Origin of the sequence: Adhaeribacter aerolatus (genome assembly GCF_007991635.1) — a bacterium.
GTDB lineage: Bacteria > Bacteroidota > Bacteroidia > Cytophagales > Hymenobacteraceae > Adhaeribacter > Adhaeribacter aerolatus.
Genome location: NZ_BJYS01000011.1, coordinates 1 through 18,612, shown reverse-complemented (window position 1 = coordinate 18,612; position 18,612 = coordinate 1). Strand labels below are relative to the sequence as shown.

The 18,612-nt window shown below is 45.9% G+C and carries 14 protein-coding genes; 12 read left to right on the top strand and 2 right to left on the bottom strand.

What is annotated here, in order from left to right:
- Positions 1-664: 664 nt before the first annotated feature.
- The 12 genes from AAE02nite_RS09010 to AAE02nite_RS08955 all read left to right on the top strand — a co-directional run bounded on the left by AAE02nite_RS09010 (position 665) and on the right by AAE02nite_RS08955 (position 16,120).
- On the top strand, positions 665-2,935 hold the full coding sequence (locus AAE02nite_RS09010) for a monovalent cation:proton antiporter family protein (protein WP_146897371.1): 2,271 nt from the start codon (positions 665-667) through the stop codon (positions 2,933-2,935).
- A gap of 317 nt (positions 2,936-3,252) precedes the next feature.
- Positions 3,253-3,915 carry an NADPH-dependent F420 reductase gene (locus tag AAE02nite_RS09005; RefSeq protein WP_146897369.1) on the top strand — a complete coding sequence of 221 codons (663 nt, stop codon included), beginning with the start codon at positions 3,253-3,255 and terminating at the stop codon, positions 3,913-3,915.
- A gap of 24 nt (positions 3,916-3,939) precedes the next feature.
- Positions 3,940-4,515 (top strand): YceI family protein, encoded by a 576-nt coding sequence (locus AAE02nite_RS09000; RefSeq protein ID WP_146897367.1) that lies wholly within the window; start codon positions 3,940-3,942, stop codon positions 4,513-4,515.
- Positions 4,516-4,713: 198 nt separating this feature from the next.
- Positions 4,714-5,466, top strand: coding sequence for an SDR family NAD(P)-dependent oxidoreductase (locus AAE02nite_RS08995; RefSeq protein WP_174761933.1), 753 nt, complete (start codon positions 4,714-4,716; stop codon positions 5,464-5,466).
- 148 nt (positions 5,467-5,614) lie between these two features.
- A complete protein-coding gene (locus tag AAE02nite_RS08990) occupies positions 5,615-6,082 on the top strand; it encodes a DoxX family protein (protein ID WP_246150908.1) in 468 nt (155 codons plus the stop codon).
- A gap of 120 nt (positions 6,083-6,202) precedes the next feature.
- Positions 6,203-7,120 (top strand): ClpXP adapter SpxH family protein, encoded by a 918-nt coding sequence (locus AAE02nite_RS08985; protein WP_246150906.1) that lies wholly within the window; start codon positions 6,203-6,205, stop codon positions 7,118-7,120.
- A 36-nt stretch (positions 7,121-7,156) separates the two neighbouring features.
- Positions 7,157-8,446, top strand: coding sequence for an NAD(P)/FAD-dependent oxidoreductase (locus AAE02nite_RS08980; RefSeq protein ID WP_146897363.1), 1,290 nt, complete (start codon positions 7,157-7,159; stop codon positions 8,444-8,446).
- Between the two features lie 563 nt (positions 8,447-9,009).
- Complete coding sequence (locus tag AAE02nite_RS08975) at positions 9,010-10,980, top strand: glycoside hydrolase family 3 protein (protein WP_246150904.1); 1,971 nt, start codon at positions 9,010-9,012, stop codon at positions 10,978-10,980.
- Between the two features lie 881 nt (positions 10,981-11,861).
- On the top strand, positions 11,862-12,599 hold the full coding sequence (gene kdsB / locus AAE02nite_RS08970) for a 3-deoxy-manno-octulosonate cytidylyltransferase (RefSeq protein ID WP_174761935.1): 738 nt from the start codon (positions 11,862-11,864) through the stop codon (positions 12,597-12,599).
- Between the two features lie 75 nt (positions 12,600-12,674).
- A complete protein-coding gene (locus tag AAE02nite_RS08965) occupies positions 12,675-14,399 on the top strand; it encodes a M14 family metallopeptidase (protein WP_146897356.1) in 1,725 nt (574 codons plus the stop codon).
- A gap of 39 nt (positions 14,400-14,438) precedes the next feature.
- A complete protein-coding gene (locus AAE02nite_RS08960) occupies positions 14,439-15,350 on the top strand; it encodes an ABC transporter ATP-binding protein (RefSeq protein ID WP_146897353.1) in 912 nt (303 codons plus the stop codon).
- A complete protein-coding gene (locus AAE02nite_RS08955; protein WP_146897351.1) occupies positions 15,347-16,120 on the top strand; it encodes an ABC transporter permease in 774 nt (257 codons plus the stop codon). Before AAE02nite_RS08960 ends, AAE02nite_RS08955 begins: the two co-directional genes overlap by 4 nt.
- A 221-nt stretch (positions 16,121-16,341) precedes the next feature.
- Here AAE02nite_RS08955 and AAE02nite_RS08950 read toward each other — a convergent pair whose 3' ends face one another.
- Both AAE02nite_RS08950 and AAE02nite_RS08945 read right to left on the bottom strand, forming a co-directional pair.
- Positions 16,342-16,965, bottom strand: a complete 624-nt coding sequence (locus tag AAE02nite_RS08950; RefSeq protein WP_146897348.1) for a hypothetical protein — start codon at positions 16,963-16,965, stop codon at positions 16,342-16,344.
- A gap of 54 nt (positions 16,966-17,019) precedes the next feature.
- Positions 17,020-18,222, bottom strand: coding sequence for a bifunctional 3,4-dihydroxy-2-butanone-4-phosphate synthase/GTP cyclohydrolase II (locus AAE02nite_RS08945; RefSeq protein WP_146897345.1), 1,203 nt, complete (start codon positions 18,220-18,222; stop codon positions 17,020-17,022).
- Positions 18,223-18,612: the final 390 nt, after the last annotated feature.

Genomic DNA, 18,612 nt, shown 5'->3' with positions numbered 1-18,612 from the left:
CCTATTTTTCGGGACGTAGCGCTGCTATGCCCCTCAAAATGAGTCTCGCCAGAACCTAATTCCAATCCTTTTCGCTCTCGAAAACAAAATTTAAACAAGCTCTTAGCTGAATATTGGTGTATTGGGTTAAGGTGTTTCTAAAACTCATTATATTAGCGGTTCTGATAATACTGGTTTGGCTTTTTCTTGGGAAGAGCTAAAGTAAACTTGTCTAAAGTCGCCGGATGCTATCTGGAATTGCTACACCCAAATGCCCAACCGCTAATCTTTGCTGAACGAGGCAGGACGGACGTAGCTTTTTAGAACTGTATTCGTATGGCGCTTAGAACCCCGGCAGCGGATAAATTCAACCGGAGCAGCTATGGTGCTCAAAATCCGGCTGGTAACTTAGTTAAACAGGTGGTATGAGCCAGATTTTACCGGAAAGCATATTTAAAATTTATACTCAGGGCTGCAAAGGATTGCCACCGGAACCTGACTTCGCCTATTGTTTGGGCCTTAGCGCGGCTATGCCCCTCCAGATAAGTCTCGCCCGAATCCGTTAGCCATCCTTTTCGCACTTATAAACAAAACTTAATAATGCGCTAAAGCATGGCTGGGCTACGCCCTGACTATTAGAAATACTTTAAGACAAAAAGAACACCGACTAATACTAAATTAAACTATGGGTCATTTACCAAATCTGATTATTGATCTTGCCCTAATACTGGGGGCGGCAGCTGTTAGTACCATCATATTTAAATGGCTGAAGCAACCACTGGTACTGGGCTATATCATAGCCGGATTTTTGGTAGGCCCCCATTTTACCCTTTTGCCTACTGTTGCCGATAGCGAAAATATAGAAACCTTTGCCGAAATCGGGGTGATTTTTCTTCTTTTTAGCCTGGGTTTAGAATTTAGCTTTAAGAAATTAGTCCGGGTTGGGGGGGCGGCTTCTATTACCGCTTTCGTGGAAATTGTTTTTATAACGGTCGCCGGGTATTATGTAGGTACCCTGATGGGCTGGAGCACCATGGACAGTCTTTTTCTAGGCGGTATGCTGGCCAGTTCGTCTACCACTATTATCCTGCGGGCTTTTGACGAATCGGGGGTTAAAACCAAAAAATTTGCCAGCATTGTTTTCGGGGTGCTGATTGTAGAGGATATCGTGGTTATTCTGTTGATGGTATTGCTCTCCACGTTGGCCGTAACCCGGGCTTTTGAAGGCGCGGAAATGTTGTTTACAATATTCAAATTATTGTTCTTTCTGGCTTTGTGGTTTCTGGCCGGCATTTTTTTGCTGCCTACTTTTCTGAAAAAAGCAAAAAAATTGTTGAGCGATGAAACCCTTTTAATTCTCTCGCTGGCTCTCTGCTTAGGTATGGTGGTATTAGCAACGGTCGTAGGATTTTCGGCCGAACTAGGGGCTTTTGTCATGGGGTCTATTATTGCCGAAACCACCTCTGCCGAAAAAGTGGAGAATGTTTTGAAATCGGTTAAGGATTTGTTCGGTGCTATTTTCTTTACGTCGGTGGGCATGATGATTGATCCGAAAGCCATGGTAGAATATGCCGAACCCATTTTGTGGGTTACACTGCTTACTTTATTTGGTAAGTTGTTCAGCACCACCATCGGCGCTTTGCTTTCGGGCCAGCCGCTTAAACAGGCAGTGCAGGTGGGCATGAGCATGGCGCAAATCGGCGAATTTGCCTTCATCGTAGCCACGCTGGGCTTATCTCTTGGCGTAACATCCGAGTTCCTCTTTCCGGTGGCGGTGGGCGCTTCGGCGGTAACCACATTTACCACACCCTATCTGATAAAATATTCGGAACCGTTTTATTATTTCCTGGTGAAGCTGCTGCCGGATAAATGGGTCGCCAAACTGAACAGCTACTCTTCCGGCACCCAGAGCATTCAGGCAGATACGGATTGGAAACTGGTGCTGAAATCTTATGCTACTATAGTTATAACCAATGGCATCGTGCTGCTATCTCTGGTTTTGCTTACTTTGAAATTTCTTTTGCCTTTCACCGAAAAAAATATTGCCGACGATACCCTCCGGTTAATGGTTAATGTTTTTATATCATTGGGATTGGCATCTCCTTTTCTGTGGGCCTTTATGGCCAAAAGACCAAATAAAATGGCTTACAAGGAGCTATGGCTTAACAAGAAATACAACCGCGGCCCTTTACTGGTAATAGAGATTGGTCGTATTGCCATTGGTTTGCTGTTGGTTTCCTTTTGGGTGTACTGGCTGGCGTCCACCCAAATTGCTATTATTGTTGGGGTTCCGGTCACTATTGTTATCATGTTCCTTTTCTCGAAAAGAATTCAGCAATTGTATAATCGTATTGAGCAACGGTTTATAACCAACCTGAACGAAAGGGAAGTAGCTGGAGCAGGCCATGGTGCCCTGGACGCCGGCGTTCGGCAGGCAAGAGAGGACATGGAATCCAGCCTTGGCCCCTGGGATGCCCACATTGTAGAAATGGAGGTAAATCCGCAGGCCGCCTATATTGGCCGGGCATTGGCCGAGCTATCCTGGCGGGAGGCCTTTGGAATCAATATTGTTTATATCAAAAGGGGCGAAAAACTAATCCACGTTCCGGGCGGAACGAATAAGTTATTGCCGTACGACCAAGTAGGGGTTATTGGCACGGACGAACAGTTGAAAATGTTTAAACCCGTTTTCGATGCCGTGGAAAGCCTAGGTCCCGCCAATGTGGAAGTTAGCGATATAGTGCTCCAGAAAGTTCTGGTGGATGAACATACGAAGTTAAAGGGTCTGAATATTCGCAATTCAGGTTTGCGGGAGAAAACCAACGGGGTGGTTATCGGCATAGAAAGAAACGGGAAAAGAATATTAAACCCTGAATCCGGAACCGTTCTGGAATGGAACGATATTATCTGGCTGGTGGGCGAACGAAAAAAAATACAGCAATTAGGCAAAGAGTAACAAAAAGCGGTAAACCAACAAGCGCCAGAGATTCCACAGGACTAACTCCTTATTATTTCTCACAGTCATACCGGTAAGCTCTTTTCTCTTTCATAAAGGAAAATCAAAAATCAAAGTGCCGGATTGGCGCTCTGCCGTTAACCTGTACTCGACTGAAATTCCGGATAGCCAAAATATTCCTTTTGGCAAAGCTTAAATCTAAACAGGTATTGGTTTAATTGAAAAGCATTGACTTTTATCAATGCTTTTTCTTGCTTATAGGCAATGGAGGGAGGCCCTTCTTGGTCGTAACTTTGCATTATAAAAAAATACAAGATATGCAAACGAAACAAACCATAGCAGTTATCGGTGCCACCGGCAATATGGGGGCTGCAATTTCAAAAAGCCTGGCAAAAGGTAACTATAGGCTACTGCTTTGCGCAAACCAGCAGGAAAAAGCGCAGGCATTGGCACAGGAAATAGCGCAAAGTAATCCCAATGCCGATGTAGAGGCACTTGACTGCTCGGTAAACGCCAGTTGGGAGGCCGATATTATTATTGCAGCCGTTCCTTATGAGGCCGAAAAAGAAGTGGCCCAAAAAATTAAAGAAGTAGCCAACCAGAAAATAGTAATCAGCATTGCCAACCCACTAAACCAAACCTACGACGGCCTGGTAACCGCACCGGAAACCAGTGCGGCAGAGGAATTGCAAAAGCTGCTGCCTAATTCAAAAGTGGTGAAAGCCTTCAATACCACATTTGCGGCCGATTTTACAACACCGGTAATTGACGGCAAACAAGTGGATGCTTTTATCGCCGGCAATGACGAAGAAGCCTTACAAACGGTATCGGAATTGGTACAAACGGCCGGCTTTAACCCCATTGTTGCGGGTAAGTTACCGGTAAGCGGTACGCTGGAAAGAATGCAACTGCTATTAATTCAGCTAAACCTGAAAAATAATTATAACTGGTTAGCCGGCTGGAAAATCCTGCACCATTAATTAACCATTTAAAAATTTATTATCATGAAAAAGTTATCATTTATTTTGTTTTTCTGGATGCTCTCGTTCGGCGCTTTTGCCCAAAGCACCTGGAAAGCCGACCCCAACCACTCCAGGCTGGGCTTTACTGTAACGCACCTGGGTATTGCCGATGTGCCGGGGCATTTTGATGCGTACGATGTTACCATTACAGCTTCTAAAGCAGACTTTAGCGATGCCGTGGTGGAAATGACAGCCCAGACGGCTTCCATCAACACTCGCGTGGAACCCCGCGACAAGCACCTGAAAAGTGCCGACTTCTTTGACGTGGAAAAATTCCCCGCCATGACCTTTAAAAGCACATCAATCAGGAAAGCAGGGGAGAATAAATATAAACTCACCGGAAACCTGACTTTACGTGGTGTCACCAAACCGGTAACCGTTGATATGCGCTACCGGGGCACCACGGCCAACCCGAACGCAAAAGGTGCTCCCGTAGCCGGTATTCAGATTACCGGAACCATTAAACGCTCTGATTTTGGTTTAGGCAAGGATTTTCCGGCCCCCATGATCAGCGATGAGGTAGAAATAAAAGCCGATGGTGAGTTTGGTAAAAAATAATAGCCGCTGGTTGGTGAATTTCTGATAAGCTTCGTTCGCGCTAGTAACATCAGCTAAATGATTGGCAAAGACGGCAGACCGTAGAACAAATTTGGCTTTGTTTAATTAGTTAAAGCGGCATCGGGTTAGGGCTGGAAAGAAATCCAGAACAGTAATAAGCTTCGATGCCTATTGTATCACCTTTAAAAAAAATCAATTATGGAAAAGATATTAGAAAATAAAGTAGCAATTATCACCGGAGCCGGTTCCGGTATTGGCAAAGCAACCGCAGAGTTATTTGCCAAAGCAGGTGCCAAAGTAGTGGTATCCGATATCAGTGAAAAGAACGGTAACAGTGCCGTAGAAGACATCAAGAAAAGCGGCGGCGAAGCGTTCTTCGTTAAAGCCGACTCCGCCAAACCCGAAGACAACCAGGCCTTGGTAGAGCAAACTATTAAGCAGTATGGCGCGCTGGACATTGCGGTAAATAACGCCGGTATCGGTGGTCCTTTAGGCGCCACCGGCGAGTACCCGATAGACGGCTGGCAGAAAGTAATTGACATCAACCTATCCGGTGTATTCTACGGCTTGCGCTATCAGATACCTGCCATGCTGGAAAAAGGGGGAAGCATCATCAACGTTGCCTCTATTCTGGGCCAAGCCGGTACCAAATATTCTCCCGCCTATGTCGCTGCTAAACACGGCGTGGTAGGCTTAACCAAGGCCGCGGCGCTGGAGTACGCCGATAAGAAAATCCGCATCAATTCAGTCGGACCGGGTTATATCAACACGCCTTTGGTCATGAATTCGTTGGATGAAGCTGCCCGTGCGGCGTTAGTAGGCCTGCACCCAATTGGCCGTTTAGGTGAATCGGAGGAAATAGCTGAACTGATTCTGTGGTTAGCCTCTGCCAAAGCTTCTTTTGTAACAGGGGCTTATTACGCAGCAGACGGTGGTTATCTGGCACAGTAATATAAGTGCTTTGTTACGCATGGCGCACGGAAAATAATGGGCTGGTGAAGAGTCAGTGGTGGTGTGCCAGGCGTAACTTTTTTAACAATGGCTAAGGGCGTAAACCTTTGGCCCGGAATATTAAATGGGTAAAAAGAATAAAGAAGCATTGAAAACAAAAAATAAAATATTTACGGTTAATCCCGCCGCCAATGCCACGGATGTGGCCTTATTAATAGCCAGAATAGCCATAACGGGCCTGATGCTGACGCATGGCTTGCCTAAGCTGACCATGCTTTTCTCCGGAGAGCCGGTACAGTTTGTCGGTCTTTTAGGACTTAGCCCGGAATTGTGCCTTGGCCTGGCTGTTTTTGCCGAAGTAGTTTGTTCTCTTTTTGTACTGGTGGGCTTTGGCACCAGGGTGGCCGTAATACCATTAATAATTACCATGCTGATAGCGGCGTTTTATATCCACGCAGCCGATCCGTTTGTGAAAAAAGAACCGGCCCTGCAATATCTGTTGGTTTATGTGATGTTGCTTTTTGCAGGTAGTGGCAGATATTCCGTTGATTATTTTTTGCACCGCCAGGTGTTAAGCCCGGCTTACACCGGCGTAAAAGAAAAAAGCTTGGTTTAAGCTTTAACCCATAGTAAACAATACGCAAGATAAACGTCTTTAAATACCCGCAATTAAAGTAGCCATGCTCTTCGTCTTTCTGCTTTTAGAGAAAGAGAATTGCTTAGAATAAATTTAAAAATGATGAATACAACAGAAAAAAACAATCCGTTATTGTGCGATCCGGAAACCGGCATTTGTGAGGTCCCGGCAACCGCTTTAACCGGGCCAACTATTCCGGCCGAGAAAAAGCCGGTACAAATTCTTTACTTTACCGATCCCATCTGTTCTTCCTGTTGGGGTATCGAACCGCAACTACGCAAACTAAAACTGGAATACGGAAACTATTTCGATATAGAATACAAGATGGGTGGCTTGCTGAAGGGATGGGACGTGTATGGCGGCAGCGATGTAAGCAACCCAACAGATGTGGCAGCGCATTGGGACGAAGCCAGCGCTTATTACGGAATGCCGATTGATGGCGATTTGTGGCTGAAAGATCCGCTGCATTCTTCTTATCCGCCGTCCATCGCCTTTAAAGCAGCTCAACTGCAGGGGCACGAAAAAGGACTTAACTTTTTAAGAAGAATAAAGGAAATGATCTTTTTAGAAAAGAAGAACATTACCCGCTGGGAGCACCTGCAGCAGGCAGCCCTGGAAACCGGCCTGAATGTCCAAATATTCAAAGCAGACTTTGATGGCCAAGCGGTACAATTATTTGAAGAAGACTTGAAGCTGGCCAAAGAATTAGGCGTCCGGGGATTCCCGACTTTGTTTTTTACCGATGAGGACGATAACCGATTTAAGGTATATGGCTCTAAGCCGTATGAAAATTACGAACAGGCATTGTTAAAACTGTATCCGGAAGCCGTTAAACAGCCGGTCGACACCTCCTATGAAAAGGTGTTTTCGCATTACCCTACGCTTACATTAAAAGAGTTTGCGGTGTTAACCGGCAGCCAGAAAGAAGCAGCTGAGCGCATTTTGAGTGAGCTCACTTATCAGAGGAAATTGGACAAATATAACTCAAAGAACGGCGCTTTGTGGAGATGGAAGTAATATTTAGGATTACATAAACCCTTTAAAAATAATATTATGCAAAAAGAAGTTGTAATTATTGGTGGTGGCTTTGCCGGAGTAAATCTGGTACAGCGCCTGGCTAATCTAAGCGGTATTCACGTTACGCTGGTGGATAAGAATAATTACAACTTCTTCCCGCCGCTTCTTTACCAGGTAGCTACGGGTTTTCTGGAAGTTTCCAACATCAGCTACCCGTTCCGTAAGTTATTGCGGGGCCGGAAAAACATCAGTTTCCGCTTCGGCGAATTACAAAAGATATTTCCGAGCGAAAACAAATTGCTTCTTTCTACGGGCGAGCTGAAATATGATTACCTGGTGCTGGCTACCGGCACGGAAAGTAATTATTTTGGTATTGAAAACATCCGGAAGCATGCAATTCCCATGAAGACGGTGGCGGATGCCCTGGAAATGCGCAATATTTTGCTGTTCCGGACCGAACAGGCCACCTTCACGACCGATGAAGCGGAGCGGAAAAAGCTAACCACCATTGTGATTGCCGGCGGTGGCCCTACCGGTGTGGAAATAGCCGGTATGCTGGCCGAAATGCGGAAGAACATTCTTGAAAAAGATTACCCCGAATTAAATCCCGACCGGGTAAAGATTTACCTGGTGGTTGGGGCGCCTGTATTATTGCCGCCCATGAGCAAAGAAACCCAGCAATATGCCTACGAAGAACTGACCAGGATGGGAGTGGAGGTGAAGCTGAACAAACTGGTTAAAGATTATGTAGACGATACTGTTATTTTTGCCGACGGCGAAACCATTAAAACAAAATTACTCCTGTGGACAGCCGGCGTAACTGCCAAAACTTTTGACGGCATCCCGCAGGAAAGTTACGGAAAGGGTAGACGGCTGCTAGTGGACGAATACAATAAAGTGCAGGGGCTGCAAAATATCTTTGCCATTGGCGATACCAGTTTGCAAACAACAGATACCAAGTGGCCGAAGGGCCATCCGCAACTGGCGCAGGTAGCAATTCAGCAGGGTAAGAACCTGGCCCGGAACTTCAAGTCTTTGCTGCGTGGCAAAAGCCTTACGCCGTTCTCGTATCACGATAAAGGTTCCATGGCAATTATCGGCAGAAGCAAAGCGGCGGCTGATATTCCCAGACCCCTCCTGCACATCAAAGGTTTTATTGCCTGGGTAATGTGGCTGATCGTACACCTTTTCTCCCTCATCCATTACCGCAACCGCATAAAAACCATGTACAACTGGACTGTTGCGTACTTTACCAAAGATCAATCGCTGCGCCTGATTATCCGGCCGGATAATCATGACTACAACGATTGCTTACGCTTGCAATAATACCAGCTTATTTTAAGAATGACGTGGTACCAGATGTTAAACCCGTTGGGGTTTAACATCTGGTACCACGTCATTTTTTTATTTAACAAATATTAAACCAAGTAATGTTACCTATAAAAGAAAAAGAGGTTTGTGGTACTTTATTAAGCTAATGATAATGAATCTTTTAGGTTTGTTCCTTGGTATACAAATCATAATCCCTGGTTGGAGAAAGAACAATGGCGGTTCCGGCATCTGTATATCTTTTTTTGCAGGTTCGGTTTATAGCAAATTAAGGTCTTTTAATCAAAAGGGCGGCAGGGCCAAAACAAGAGGATGTCATTACTTTGATTGTGGAGGCACGCAATAAAATTTTAAGCTCAGGGTTCTGAGTGGTTCAGTAAAGAAGCGTTGAATTGCCACGGCACAAAGCGGCACCTTAATTCCCGTACGCAGTAAGTTTCATCAGATATTAAACCAAGCCCATACAGAATATGAACCGCAAATTAATTTCCCCTTTAGCCTGCCTGCTAGTAATGTTAATGACCGGATGTTCAGATAAGGACAAAAAAGGAAATAAACAGATGGAACAACCATTATTAGGTACCCGGGGCGTCAGCATAATTGAACAAGATGGGCTGAAATTTAAAGACCTGAACAAGAGTAGCAAGCTCGATGCCTACGAGGATTGGCGTTTATCGCCGGCCGAAAGAAGCAAGGACTTGGTGCAGCGGATGTCGCTGGAAGAGAAGGCCGGCCTGATGCTGATTGCCGATATGCGGATGTTTAACGAAGCCTTTATGCTGCAGGCAGCGGTACAAACAAAGCCTGTGACCAGCGATTTTAATGAGGATGACATTGTAGTAGACAAAAATCAGTTTACCGGTGAGCCGTTGCCCTATACTATTATGAATGCCGTGGGTACCAGCAAAGGCATCTTGCAACATAAAATGAGGCATTTTATATGGCGCACCACGTCGGCTCCTGCCGATACCATGGCCCGGTGGGCCAACAAGGTGCAGGCGCTGGCCGAAGGCGACAGCCTGGGCATTCCGGTGTTGTTTGCCTCTAATCCGCGCAACCATATTACCGGCGGTTCTATGGGCGCTACGGCATCCGCTTCGGTTGGCTTCTCCAAATGGCCCTCCGAAATTGGGCTAGCCGCTATGCGCGATTCTGCAACGGTTTATCAGTTTGCCAATATGGCCCGCCAGGAGTGGCTGGCTACCGGTATCCGCAAAGGCTATATGTACATGGCCGATTTAGCAACCGAGCCGCGCTGGCAACGAATTGAAGGCACCTTAGGCGAAGACCCGGCGCTGGCGGCTCAATCCATGGTTGCTCTCGTGCGGGGCTTTCAGGGAGATGCTCTCAACCATACTTCCATTGCCCTTACCACCAAGCATTTTCCCGGGGGCGGTGCTACGTATAAAGGTTTTGACCCGCATTACACTTATGGCCGGAACGCGGTGTTCCCTGGTGGAAGGCTGGAAGCCAACCTGCTGCCCTTTAAAGCCGCCATCAAAGCCGGAACTTCGGCCATCATGCCTTATTATTCGCTGCCTAAAGATACGAAGTATGAGGAAGTGGCGTATGCCTACAACAAAGGTATATTGCGCGGCCTTTTGCGCCAGGAACTCGGCTTTAAGGGCATTATCAATTCCGATACGGGACCTATCGAGTCGATGCCCTGGGGCGTAGAAAATTTAAGCATTGGGCAGCGTTATGTAAAAGCCTTGGAAGCAGGTACCAATATGTTTGCCGGCAACGCCGATCCAACACAACTTATTCAAACGATTAAAACCCATCTTGAGGTGATGCCCTATGTGAATGAATCGGTACAGTTGCTGCTGATTGAATTGTTTAGACTGGGCTTGTTCGAAAACCCTTATGTGGATGAGGCAAAAGCGATTGAGGTAGTAGGTAGCGAAGCTTTTGTAAAAGCCGGTAAAGAAGCGCAGCGTAAATCGATTGTACTTTTACGCAACGAAGGCAACAGCCTGCCCTTAGCCCCCAATACAAAAGTTTATTTTGAGGATTACCAGAAAAATTACCACAAACCGGCACCCGGACGCGGAAATGTTTACGCGCAGTCTTATCCCAACCTCACCTTCGTGGCTTCACCCGAACAGGCAGATATTGTTTTGCTGTGGCTTAAACCTGCTATCCGTCCGCTCTTTCCTTCCGACGATAGCCCGATAAAAGTAAACCTGTCGGCCTGCGCCGTAGACGTGGCTTATGTAAACGCCTTAACGGCTAAAAAGCCAACCATCCTGGTTATTAATTATTCAAACCCGTTTGTGATAGATGAGATTTACAACGAACAAACCAAAAATCGATTTAAAGGCGTAATAGCCACTTTTGGGGTGGAGCCAGATGCCCTATTAGATGTAATCTCGGGGAAATACAACCCAAGCGGTAAAATGCCCATTACTACTCCTATCAGCAATCGGGCGGTAGAAAGCAACAAAGAAGATGTACCAGGTTATGACGAAGGAGCAGAGTATGGGCTGTTCCTGTTTGGTGATGGCTTGCACTATGGCCAGAATCAATGACAAGTAAAATTTATTTTACGGGAATAAATATTACAACAGGTTTAATGCTTGCTTATTTAACTTTCGCCTGAGAATTTTTACTTATCCAACTTAAGGTTACTAATGCACCAACATTGTTTTTTAAATGCATTACATCAGTTTTGAATTTTTCTATGAGGCTGTTTTATATTTAATAAGCTGGAATAAACAATTTCTCTTACCGCGTGCTTTCACCAAAGTAGTCCGGCAGCAACTGTAGAATTAGCGGTAATAATACCACCATAGGTGTCAGATACTGCTGGAATCAGAAATACGAAACAGCTTCCTGTGGCAATTTTTTCAAATCTCTTTTAATTTTATCCTTTAAGCTTTCCTTTTACGGTTTTGCCAAATATAGCCAGTTCAAGTATGGCTTCTGCCTGGTGTCTGGTTATATGTCTGAAACAAAACATCGGTACCGGATTATAGACCGCTTTTGCTTCTCTTGTAAAAATACATTATTAGGATGGCCCAAAGAATTATTAATACCAAAGAAGAAAGACTGACCATCTACCGAGAATAGGGTCCTTACGGAACTAATTAGTCTGTTGCAGATGAAGCTTAATTTTCTAAAAAAGTTTGGGAGCCTGTACTTATTCTCTTGTAAAACATCGGACTGCACGGCTATTACGTGAAATTTGCGGCTAAACGTGGATAAATTAATTTTAAAAATCTAAAAACATTATGTTCCTTGTATCCTTGTGCAAAGGGTAACCTTTCGGAAACAAATTAGCAACTGTTCAGAAAGGAACTTCGTCAGCCACGATTTAATAAAATTAAAGGTTGACCGCTCGGTTGTAATATTTAATAATAGCAGACAGAGTAACCTGGAGCCATCAAAAATTAAAATCTTGAAGTAAATGATGAATAGTATCGGCATTATTCCGGCGCGCTATGCCTCCACCCGATTTCCGGGTAAACCATTGGTGCAGATTAAAGGTAAATCTATGATCCGGCGGGTATACGAACAGGCCAGCCAGGCCCGGCTACAGCACGTGTTGGTAGCCACCGACGATGAGCGAATTTTGGCCGAAGTACAAAGTTTTGGCGGAAACGTGGTTTTAACCGGCAGCCACCACCAGAGCGGTACCGACCGTTGCTTTGAAGCGTACACCCTGTTTAACCAACCCTGCGAATTTATAATCAATATTCAGGGCGACGAACCTTTTATTCAGCCGGAACAAATAAACCTGGTCATTGATCTGTTCTCCTCGCCGGCCACGCAATTAGGAACTTTGGTAAAAAAAATTAGTAACCAAGCCGAATTATTTAATCCTAATTCACCCAAAGTTATCCTGGATAACCGGCAGCAGGCCATTTATTTCAGCCGCCACCCGATTCCGTACGTGCGCGGGGTAGAGCCCGAGCATTGGCTGGAGCGGCACACCTTTTACAAGCACATTGGTATTTACGGCTACCGGGCCGATATTCTGGAACAAATTACTCAATTGCCGCCTTCCGACCTGGAACTAAGCGAATCGCTGGAACAATTACGGTGGTTGCAAAATAATTTCCGGATCGCCACGGCCCTTACCACCCAGGAAAATATTGGCATTGATACGCCCGAAGATTTAGAAAAAATTCTGGTGAAGGAAGACTAATATTATAACCAGGCTTTTTCCAGATGCAACCGGTTAAAAATTGCTTATAATATTTCGGGTTTAAATTCAGATACCATGCTTTTACATTATTTGCTGTTGCTGACAACCCCCTGGTTTTTACCGCCGGACTGGCTTACGCCTCACGAAAAAAGCGGAGGTCAGGAAACGGCCACCTACCAGGAATGCATTAGTTATTATGAGCAACTAGACCAGGCTTACGAAGAAGTAAAGTTATTTACCTACGGGCTAACCGATTCGGGCCGACCGCTGCACCTGGTGGTAATAAGTTTAGACAGGGATTTTGAAGTGCAATCGTTGCGGCAGCGAAACAAACGCCTGGTGCTGGTGCAGAATGGCATCCATCCGGGCGAACCCGAAGGCATTGACGCCTCGATGATGCTGGCCCGCGATTACATGCAGCAAAAAGATTTACGGGCCTCCTTGCAAAACGTAGTACTCTTAATTATTCCGGTTTATAACGTAGACGGCGCCCTGAACCGGAACCGTACTAGCCGGGCCAACCAGAATGGTCCGGCGAGTTACGGCTTCCGGGGCAATGCCCGTAACCTCGATTTAAACCGCGATTACATTAAAACCGACTCCCGGAATGCCCGCACTTTTACCCAGATATTTCAGGAGTGGCAACCCGATATTTTTGTAGATACCCATACTTCCAATGGGGCTGATTACCAGCACGTCATGACGCTGATTGCCACTCAGAAAGATAAGCTGGCTTCTCCGCTGAAAAATTATTTAACCCAAAACCTGCTGCCCGCTTTAGAAGATGGCATGGAGAAAGCTAAATTTCCAATGGCGCCCTACGTCAATACCAAGGGTGCAACGCCTGAAACCGGCCTGCTGGGCTTCATGGACTCCCCCCGGTACTCCTCGGGTTATACCGCCTTGTTTAACACCATTGGCTTTGTAACCGAAACCCACATGTTAAAGCCATTCGACCAGCGGGTAAAAGCTACCTATGCCTTTCTGGAGCTAATGGTAAAAATGGTGAATCAGGATGCGGCCCGGATTGCGGATGCCCGCAGCCAGGCAAACCAGGCGGTATTAACCCAAACCAATTTTCCGTTGAATTGGGTACTAGACACTACCCAGGCCGATAAAGTGAAGTTTAGAGGTTACCGGGGCAAATACAAACCCAGTGAGGTAAGTGGGCTGCCCCGGTTGTATTACGACCGCAAAGCTGCCTTCACCAAAAATATACCTTATTATAATACCTTCCGGGCTACCACCGTAATTACCAAACCTAAAGCTTACGTGGTACCCCAGGCCTGGGGCGAGGTAATCGCCCGGCTGCAACTGAACAATGTTACGATGGAACAACTACCCGTCGACACGGAGTTAGAAGTAGAATTATATCATATAACAGATTACCAAACCGCCCAGCGGCCCTACGAAGGCCATTACCTGCACCGCGATGTTCAGGTTCGGCCCGAAAAAAGGAAGCTGTTGTTTTATAGAGGCGATTACCTTATTTACCTGAACCAGCCGGCTAACCGCTACCTGGTAGAAACCCTGGAACCCCAGGCAGTAGATTCCTTTTTTAACTGGGGCTTTTTTGACGCCATCTTAGAACAAAAAGAATATTTTTCGGACTACGTTTTTGAAGATGTAGCGGCGGAACTGTTAAAAAATAATCCGCCACTGCGTCAACAGCACGATGCCTGGAAAAAGGCAAATCCGGAACAAGCCAAATCAGCGCAATCCAACCTGGATTTTATTTACCGCCATTCGCCGTATTACGAACCATCGCATTTGCGCTACCCCATTGCCCGCATTTTATAATAGAAGAAGCTACTTAGGTACCATAATTTATATTTCATATTGGCCAACGTTTTAGAAATTCAGAATCTCTCCAAAAAGTACCCGGGTGGGGTGCAGGCCCTGCAGCAGTTAACTTTAACTGTGGAGGCAGGAAGTATTTATGGTTTGCTCGGGCCCAATGGCAGCGGCAAAACCACCACCCTGGGTATTGTGCTGGATGTACTGCAGGCAAGCCAGGGCACCTATAATTGGTTTGGCCAATCGCTTAAGAAAGAAACCAAGCGCCGCATTGGGGCTATTCTGGAGACGCCCAATTTTTATCCTTATTTAAGTGCCTCCCAAAATCTTAAAATAATCGCCGATATCAAATTGGCTAACCACCGGGAAATAGATTCGGTATTACAAACGGTAGGTTTGTTTCCGCGCCGACACTCGGCTTTTAAAGGATTCTCATTAGGCATGAAACAGCGGCTGGCGCTGGCGGCCGCATTGCTGGGCGACCCCGAGGTACTGGTGCTCGATGAACCAACCAACGGCCTGGACCCGCAAGGCATTGCCGAAGTTCGCGGAATAATTCAGCAGGTAGCCGCCCAAGGCAAGACTATTATTCTGGCCAGCCACTTACTCGACGAGGTGCAAAAAGTTTGTACCCACATGGCCGTACTACAAGCCGGTAAGCTAAAGGTAGCCGGTCGCGTTGATGCCATTCTGGCGCAGCACGACCAGGTTATTATCCGTACCGAAAACATTACCCAAGCTTTGGGTTTATTGCCGCAGTTGCCGCAGGTAAGTAATTTCCGGCAGGAAGAAAATTATCTGATGTTAACCCTGGCCAATGGCTACAGCAGTGCCGACTTAAACCAAGCCTTTTTCCAGAGCGGCATTATTCTATCCGAATTAACGGTGCGTAAGAAAAGCCTGGAATCGCAATTTCTGGATATTATTAAAGATAAAAACACTTCGCCGGCATGACGAACTTACTGCAAATTGAACTGCGCAAATTATTGCCTTACCGCACCTTTTGGGTCATTCTGCTTTTGTACAGCGGCTTTCTACTTTTATTTGCCTATGCCAGCAGCCATATTACCATTAACGGGCAGCAATCGGGCGCCGAGATTTACCAATTTCCGGGTATCTGGATGAAGCTTTCGTACGTAGCCGGTTATTTTAATCTGCTGCTGGGTATTCTGCTAATTATTTTAATTACCGATGAATATGCGTTTCGGACGTTCCGGCAGCACGTGATAGATGGTTTGTTTCGGGCGGATTTGGTGGCGGGTAAATACCTGGTCGTTCTTTTGGTTGGCCTTATTGCTACCATCGTTTTGACGCTAATTGGCTTAGGATTTGGCCTTGCTTACAACCAGAATATTACGCCGGGCGTGCTATTTTCCGGATCATTGCACGTAGTTTATTATTTGGTGCAGGCCATCGGGTACATGAGTATTGCCGTGTTCTTTGGTTTTCTGATCCGGAAAAACGGGTTGGCCATTATTTCTTTTCTGGGTTATACCAAAGTGGTAGAGCCGCTCATTCACTGGCGCCTCGACGATAAACTAGACCAATATTTCCCAATGAAAGTACTAAGCAGTTTAACACCGATGCCGGGTCAGGAAGTACTGGATTCTTTAACCGGACCAACCACCGCCTTAAACCCGCAACAAGCAATTTTGCCGGCTTTAATTTATATTGGCCTTTTTTACGCGCTGGCCTTCCTGGTTTTGAAAGTAAGGGATTTATGATACCAACTCGCATAACCTAGCTGCCATTACTCTAAACCTCACAGATCTTCAAGACCTGTGAGGTTTGTGCAACCGATATAAATTGTTCTGTTGTGGTAGAGCATTCAAGAGATTTGGTATGATATAATATTTAACAAAGTAAAAGGCCCGGTAATTACCGGGCCTTTTACTTTGTTAAACGTTCCTACAAAAATATTTTAATCAGCGATTGCCTACCTGTATTATTGCAGCGAATTAAAGTGACTAACAATTCGGGCCAAATCGCGGGCATTGTCGTATTCCAGGTTATTTCGTTTTATAAAATCTTTCATTTCCCGGCCTTTATCGCCAAATAAATCATCTAAATCGCGTTTGGGGTTTCGCAAAGCCTTAATATTTCCTTTAGGGGTATACAGGTAAAATAAATCCTGCACCACAGTTTGCTGGCGCCCATTGCCGTAACCGTAGCCATAAGGGTCATAGTACCGCCCGTAGCCCGCGTACATCGGCCCGTAATTCATACTGCGGGTGGTTAATATTTCGCGCTTAACCAAAGAATAATTGCCTTCGCTGAGTAACTCAAAAAAGGCCGGTGCTTTGTAGTCCGAATAATCATTATCCCGGTTCCACAGGTAAGGTTTAAAAGTTTGCCAAATCCGGCTACGCTCATCGGTAACGGTAAAGCTACTCACATTTACGGGCGCAAAAGCCTGAATGGAACCATCCGGCATGGTAACCCGAATGATATCTTCGGTCCGGTGATACGTAATAGGCCCCAGCAGGGTATCGCCGCTGGTTAATACAATCCGCCCCTTCGGCCATTCCTGCACATCAACCCGCTGGGCTAAGGCTGAGAAAGCTGCCATAAACAGAAAAGATCCAAATAAAATCAGCCGAAGGAAGGTAGCATTCCGCATACATTATTCTTTTAAAATTTCATGGCCCAGTTTATCACGTTTGGTTGTCAGGTAACTTTTGTTGTGCGCATTAGGTAAAATTTCAATCGGCACATTTTCTACTACTTCCAAGCCGTAGCCTATTAATCCAGTACGTTTTTTCGGGTTATTAGATACAAGCCGCATTTTGGTCACACCCAAGTCCCGAAGTATCTGAGCGCCAACACCATAGTCCCTTTCGTCCATGCCAAAACCCAGTTCCAGATTGGCTTCAACGGTATCGCGGCCCTGTTCTTGTAATTTATAAGCTTTTAACTTATTAAGCAAGCCAATTCCGCGTCCTTCCTGGTTCATATAAACAATTACGCCTTTTCCTTCCTGCTCAATCATTTGCATGGCTTTGTGCAGTTGCGGGCCGCAATCGCAGCGGCAGGAACCAAAAATATCGCCGGTAACGCACGACGAATGCACCCGCACCAGAATGGGCTCGTCTTCCTGCCAGGTGCCTTTTACCAAAGCCAGGTGTTTAGCGCCGTTGCTGCGTTGGGTAAAGGCGTATAAATCAAAATTGCCGTATTCTGTAGGCATTTCTACCGCAATTTCACGGGTAATCAGGCTTTCGGCTACCAGGCGGTATTTTATCAGGTCTTTAATGGTAATCAACTTCAGGTCGAATCTCTTGGCAACCAGTTCCAGGTCAGCCAAGCGCGCCATCGAGCCATCTTCGTTCATGATTTCTACCAATACACCGGCAGGCTCCAAACCGGCCATACGGGCTAAGTCAACCGCAGCTTCGGTGTGGCCGGCACGGCGCAATACGCCTTCTTTACGGGCACGTAGCGGGAAAATATGGCCCGGCTTACCCAGCGAATTCGGGTCAGTTTTAGGGTCAACCAAAGCCAGAATGGTTTTGGCCCGGTCACTGGCCGAAATACCCGTGGTGCAGCCGTGCCCCAGTAAATCTACCGAAACAGTAAAAGCAGTTTCGTGCAGGGCGGTATTACGACCAACCATCGGCTCTAAACCCAGTTCATCGCAACGGTCTTCGAGCAAAGGCACGCAAATCAGTCCCCGGCCGTGGGTAGCCATAAAATTAACAATCTCGGGCGTGATGGTACTGGCGGCACAAACAAAGTCGCCTTCGTTTTCGCGGTCCTCATCGTCCACCACAATTACTACTTTGCCCGCCTTTATATCGGCAAGGGCATCTTCTATTTTATCAAACATGGAGGTAAAGCTTTTAAACCTAGCAAACCGAATTTGCTATAGTCAGAACAAAGGTAAGGAAATATAAGTTTTAAGAAAGATCAGGGCCATTCCGGGCGAATACAGCAACATACAACAGGGGAGCGAGAAAAGTATATTGGTCCCGAATAGTTTCAAATAATAATTCTCTTTTCCCGTAAAGATTAACTAAAAGGCCCGTTTAAAATTACCAGTAATATGTAGTGTATAATGAAGCTGTTTAGCATATTATTAACCGGCTAACACGGCTTTCCTTGCTGTGGAGGCACCAGCCAGTAGGCTGGCAGAGGCTTTAGAATTGGCGGTGATAACACCACCAATGGCGTTTTATTCTGCTCGAATCAGAATTACAAAAAATATTCAATATTCATA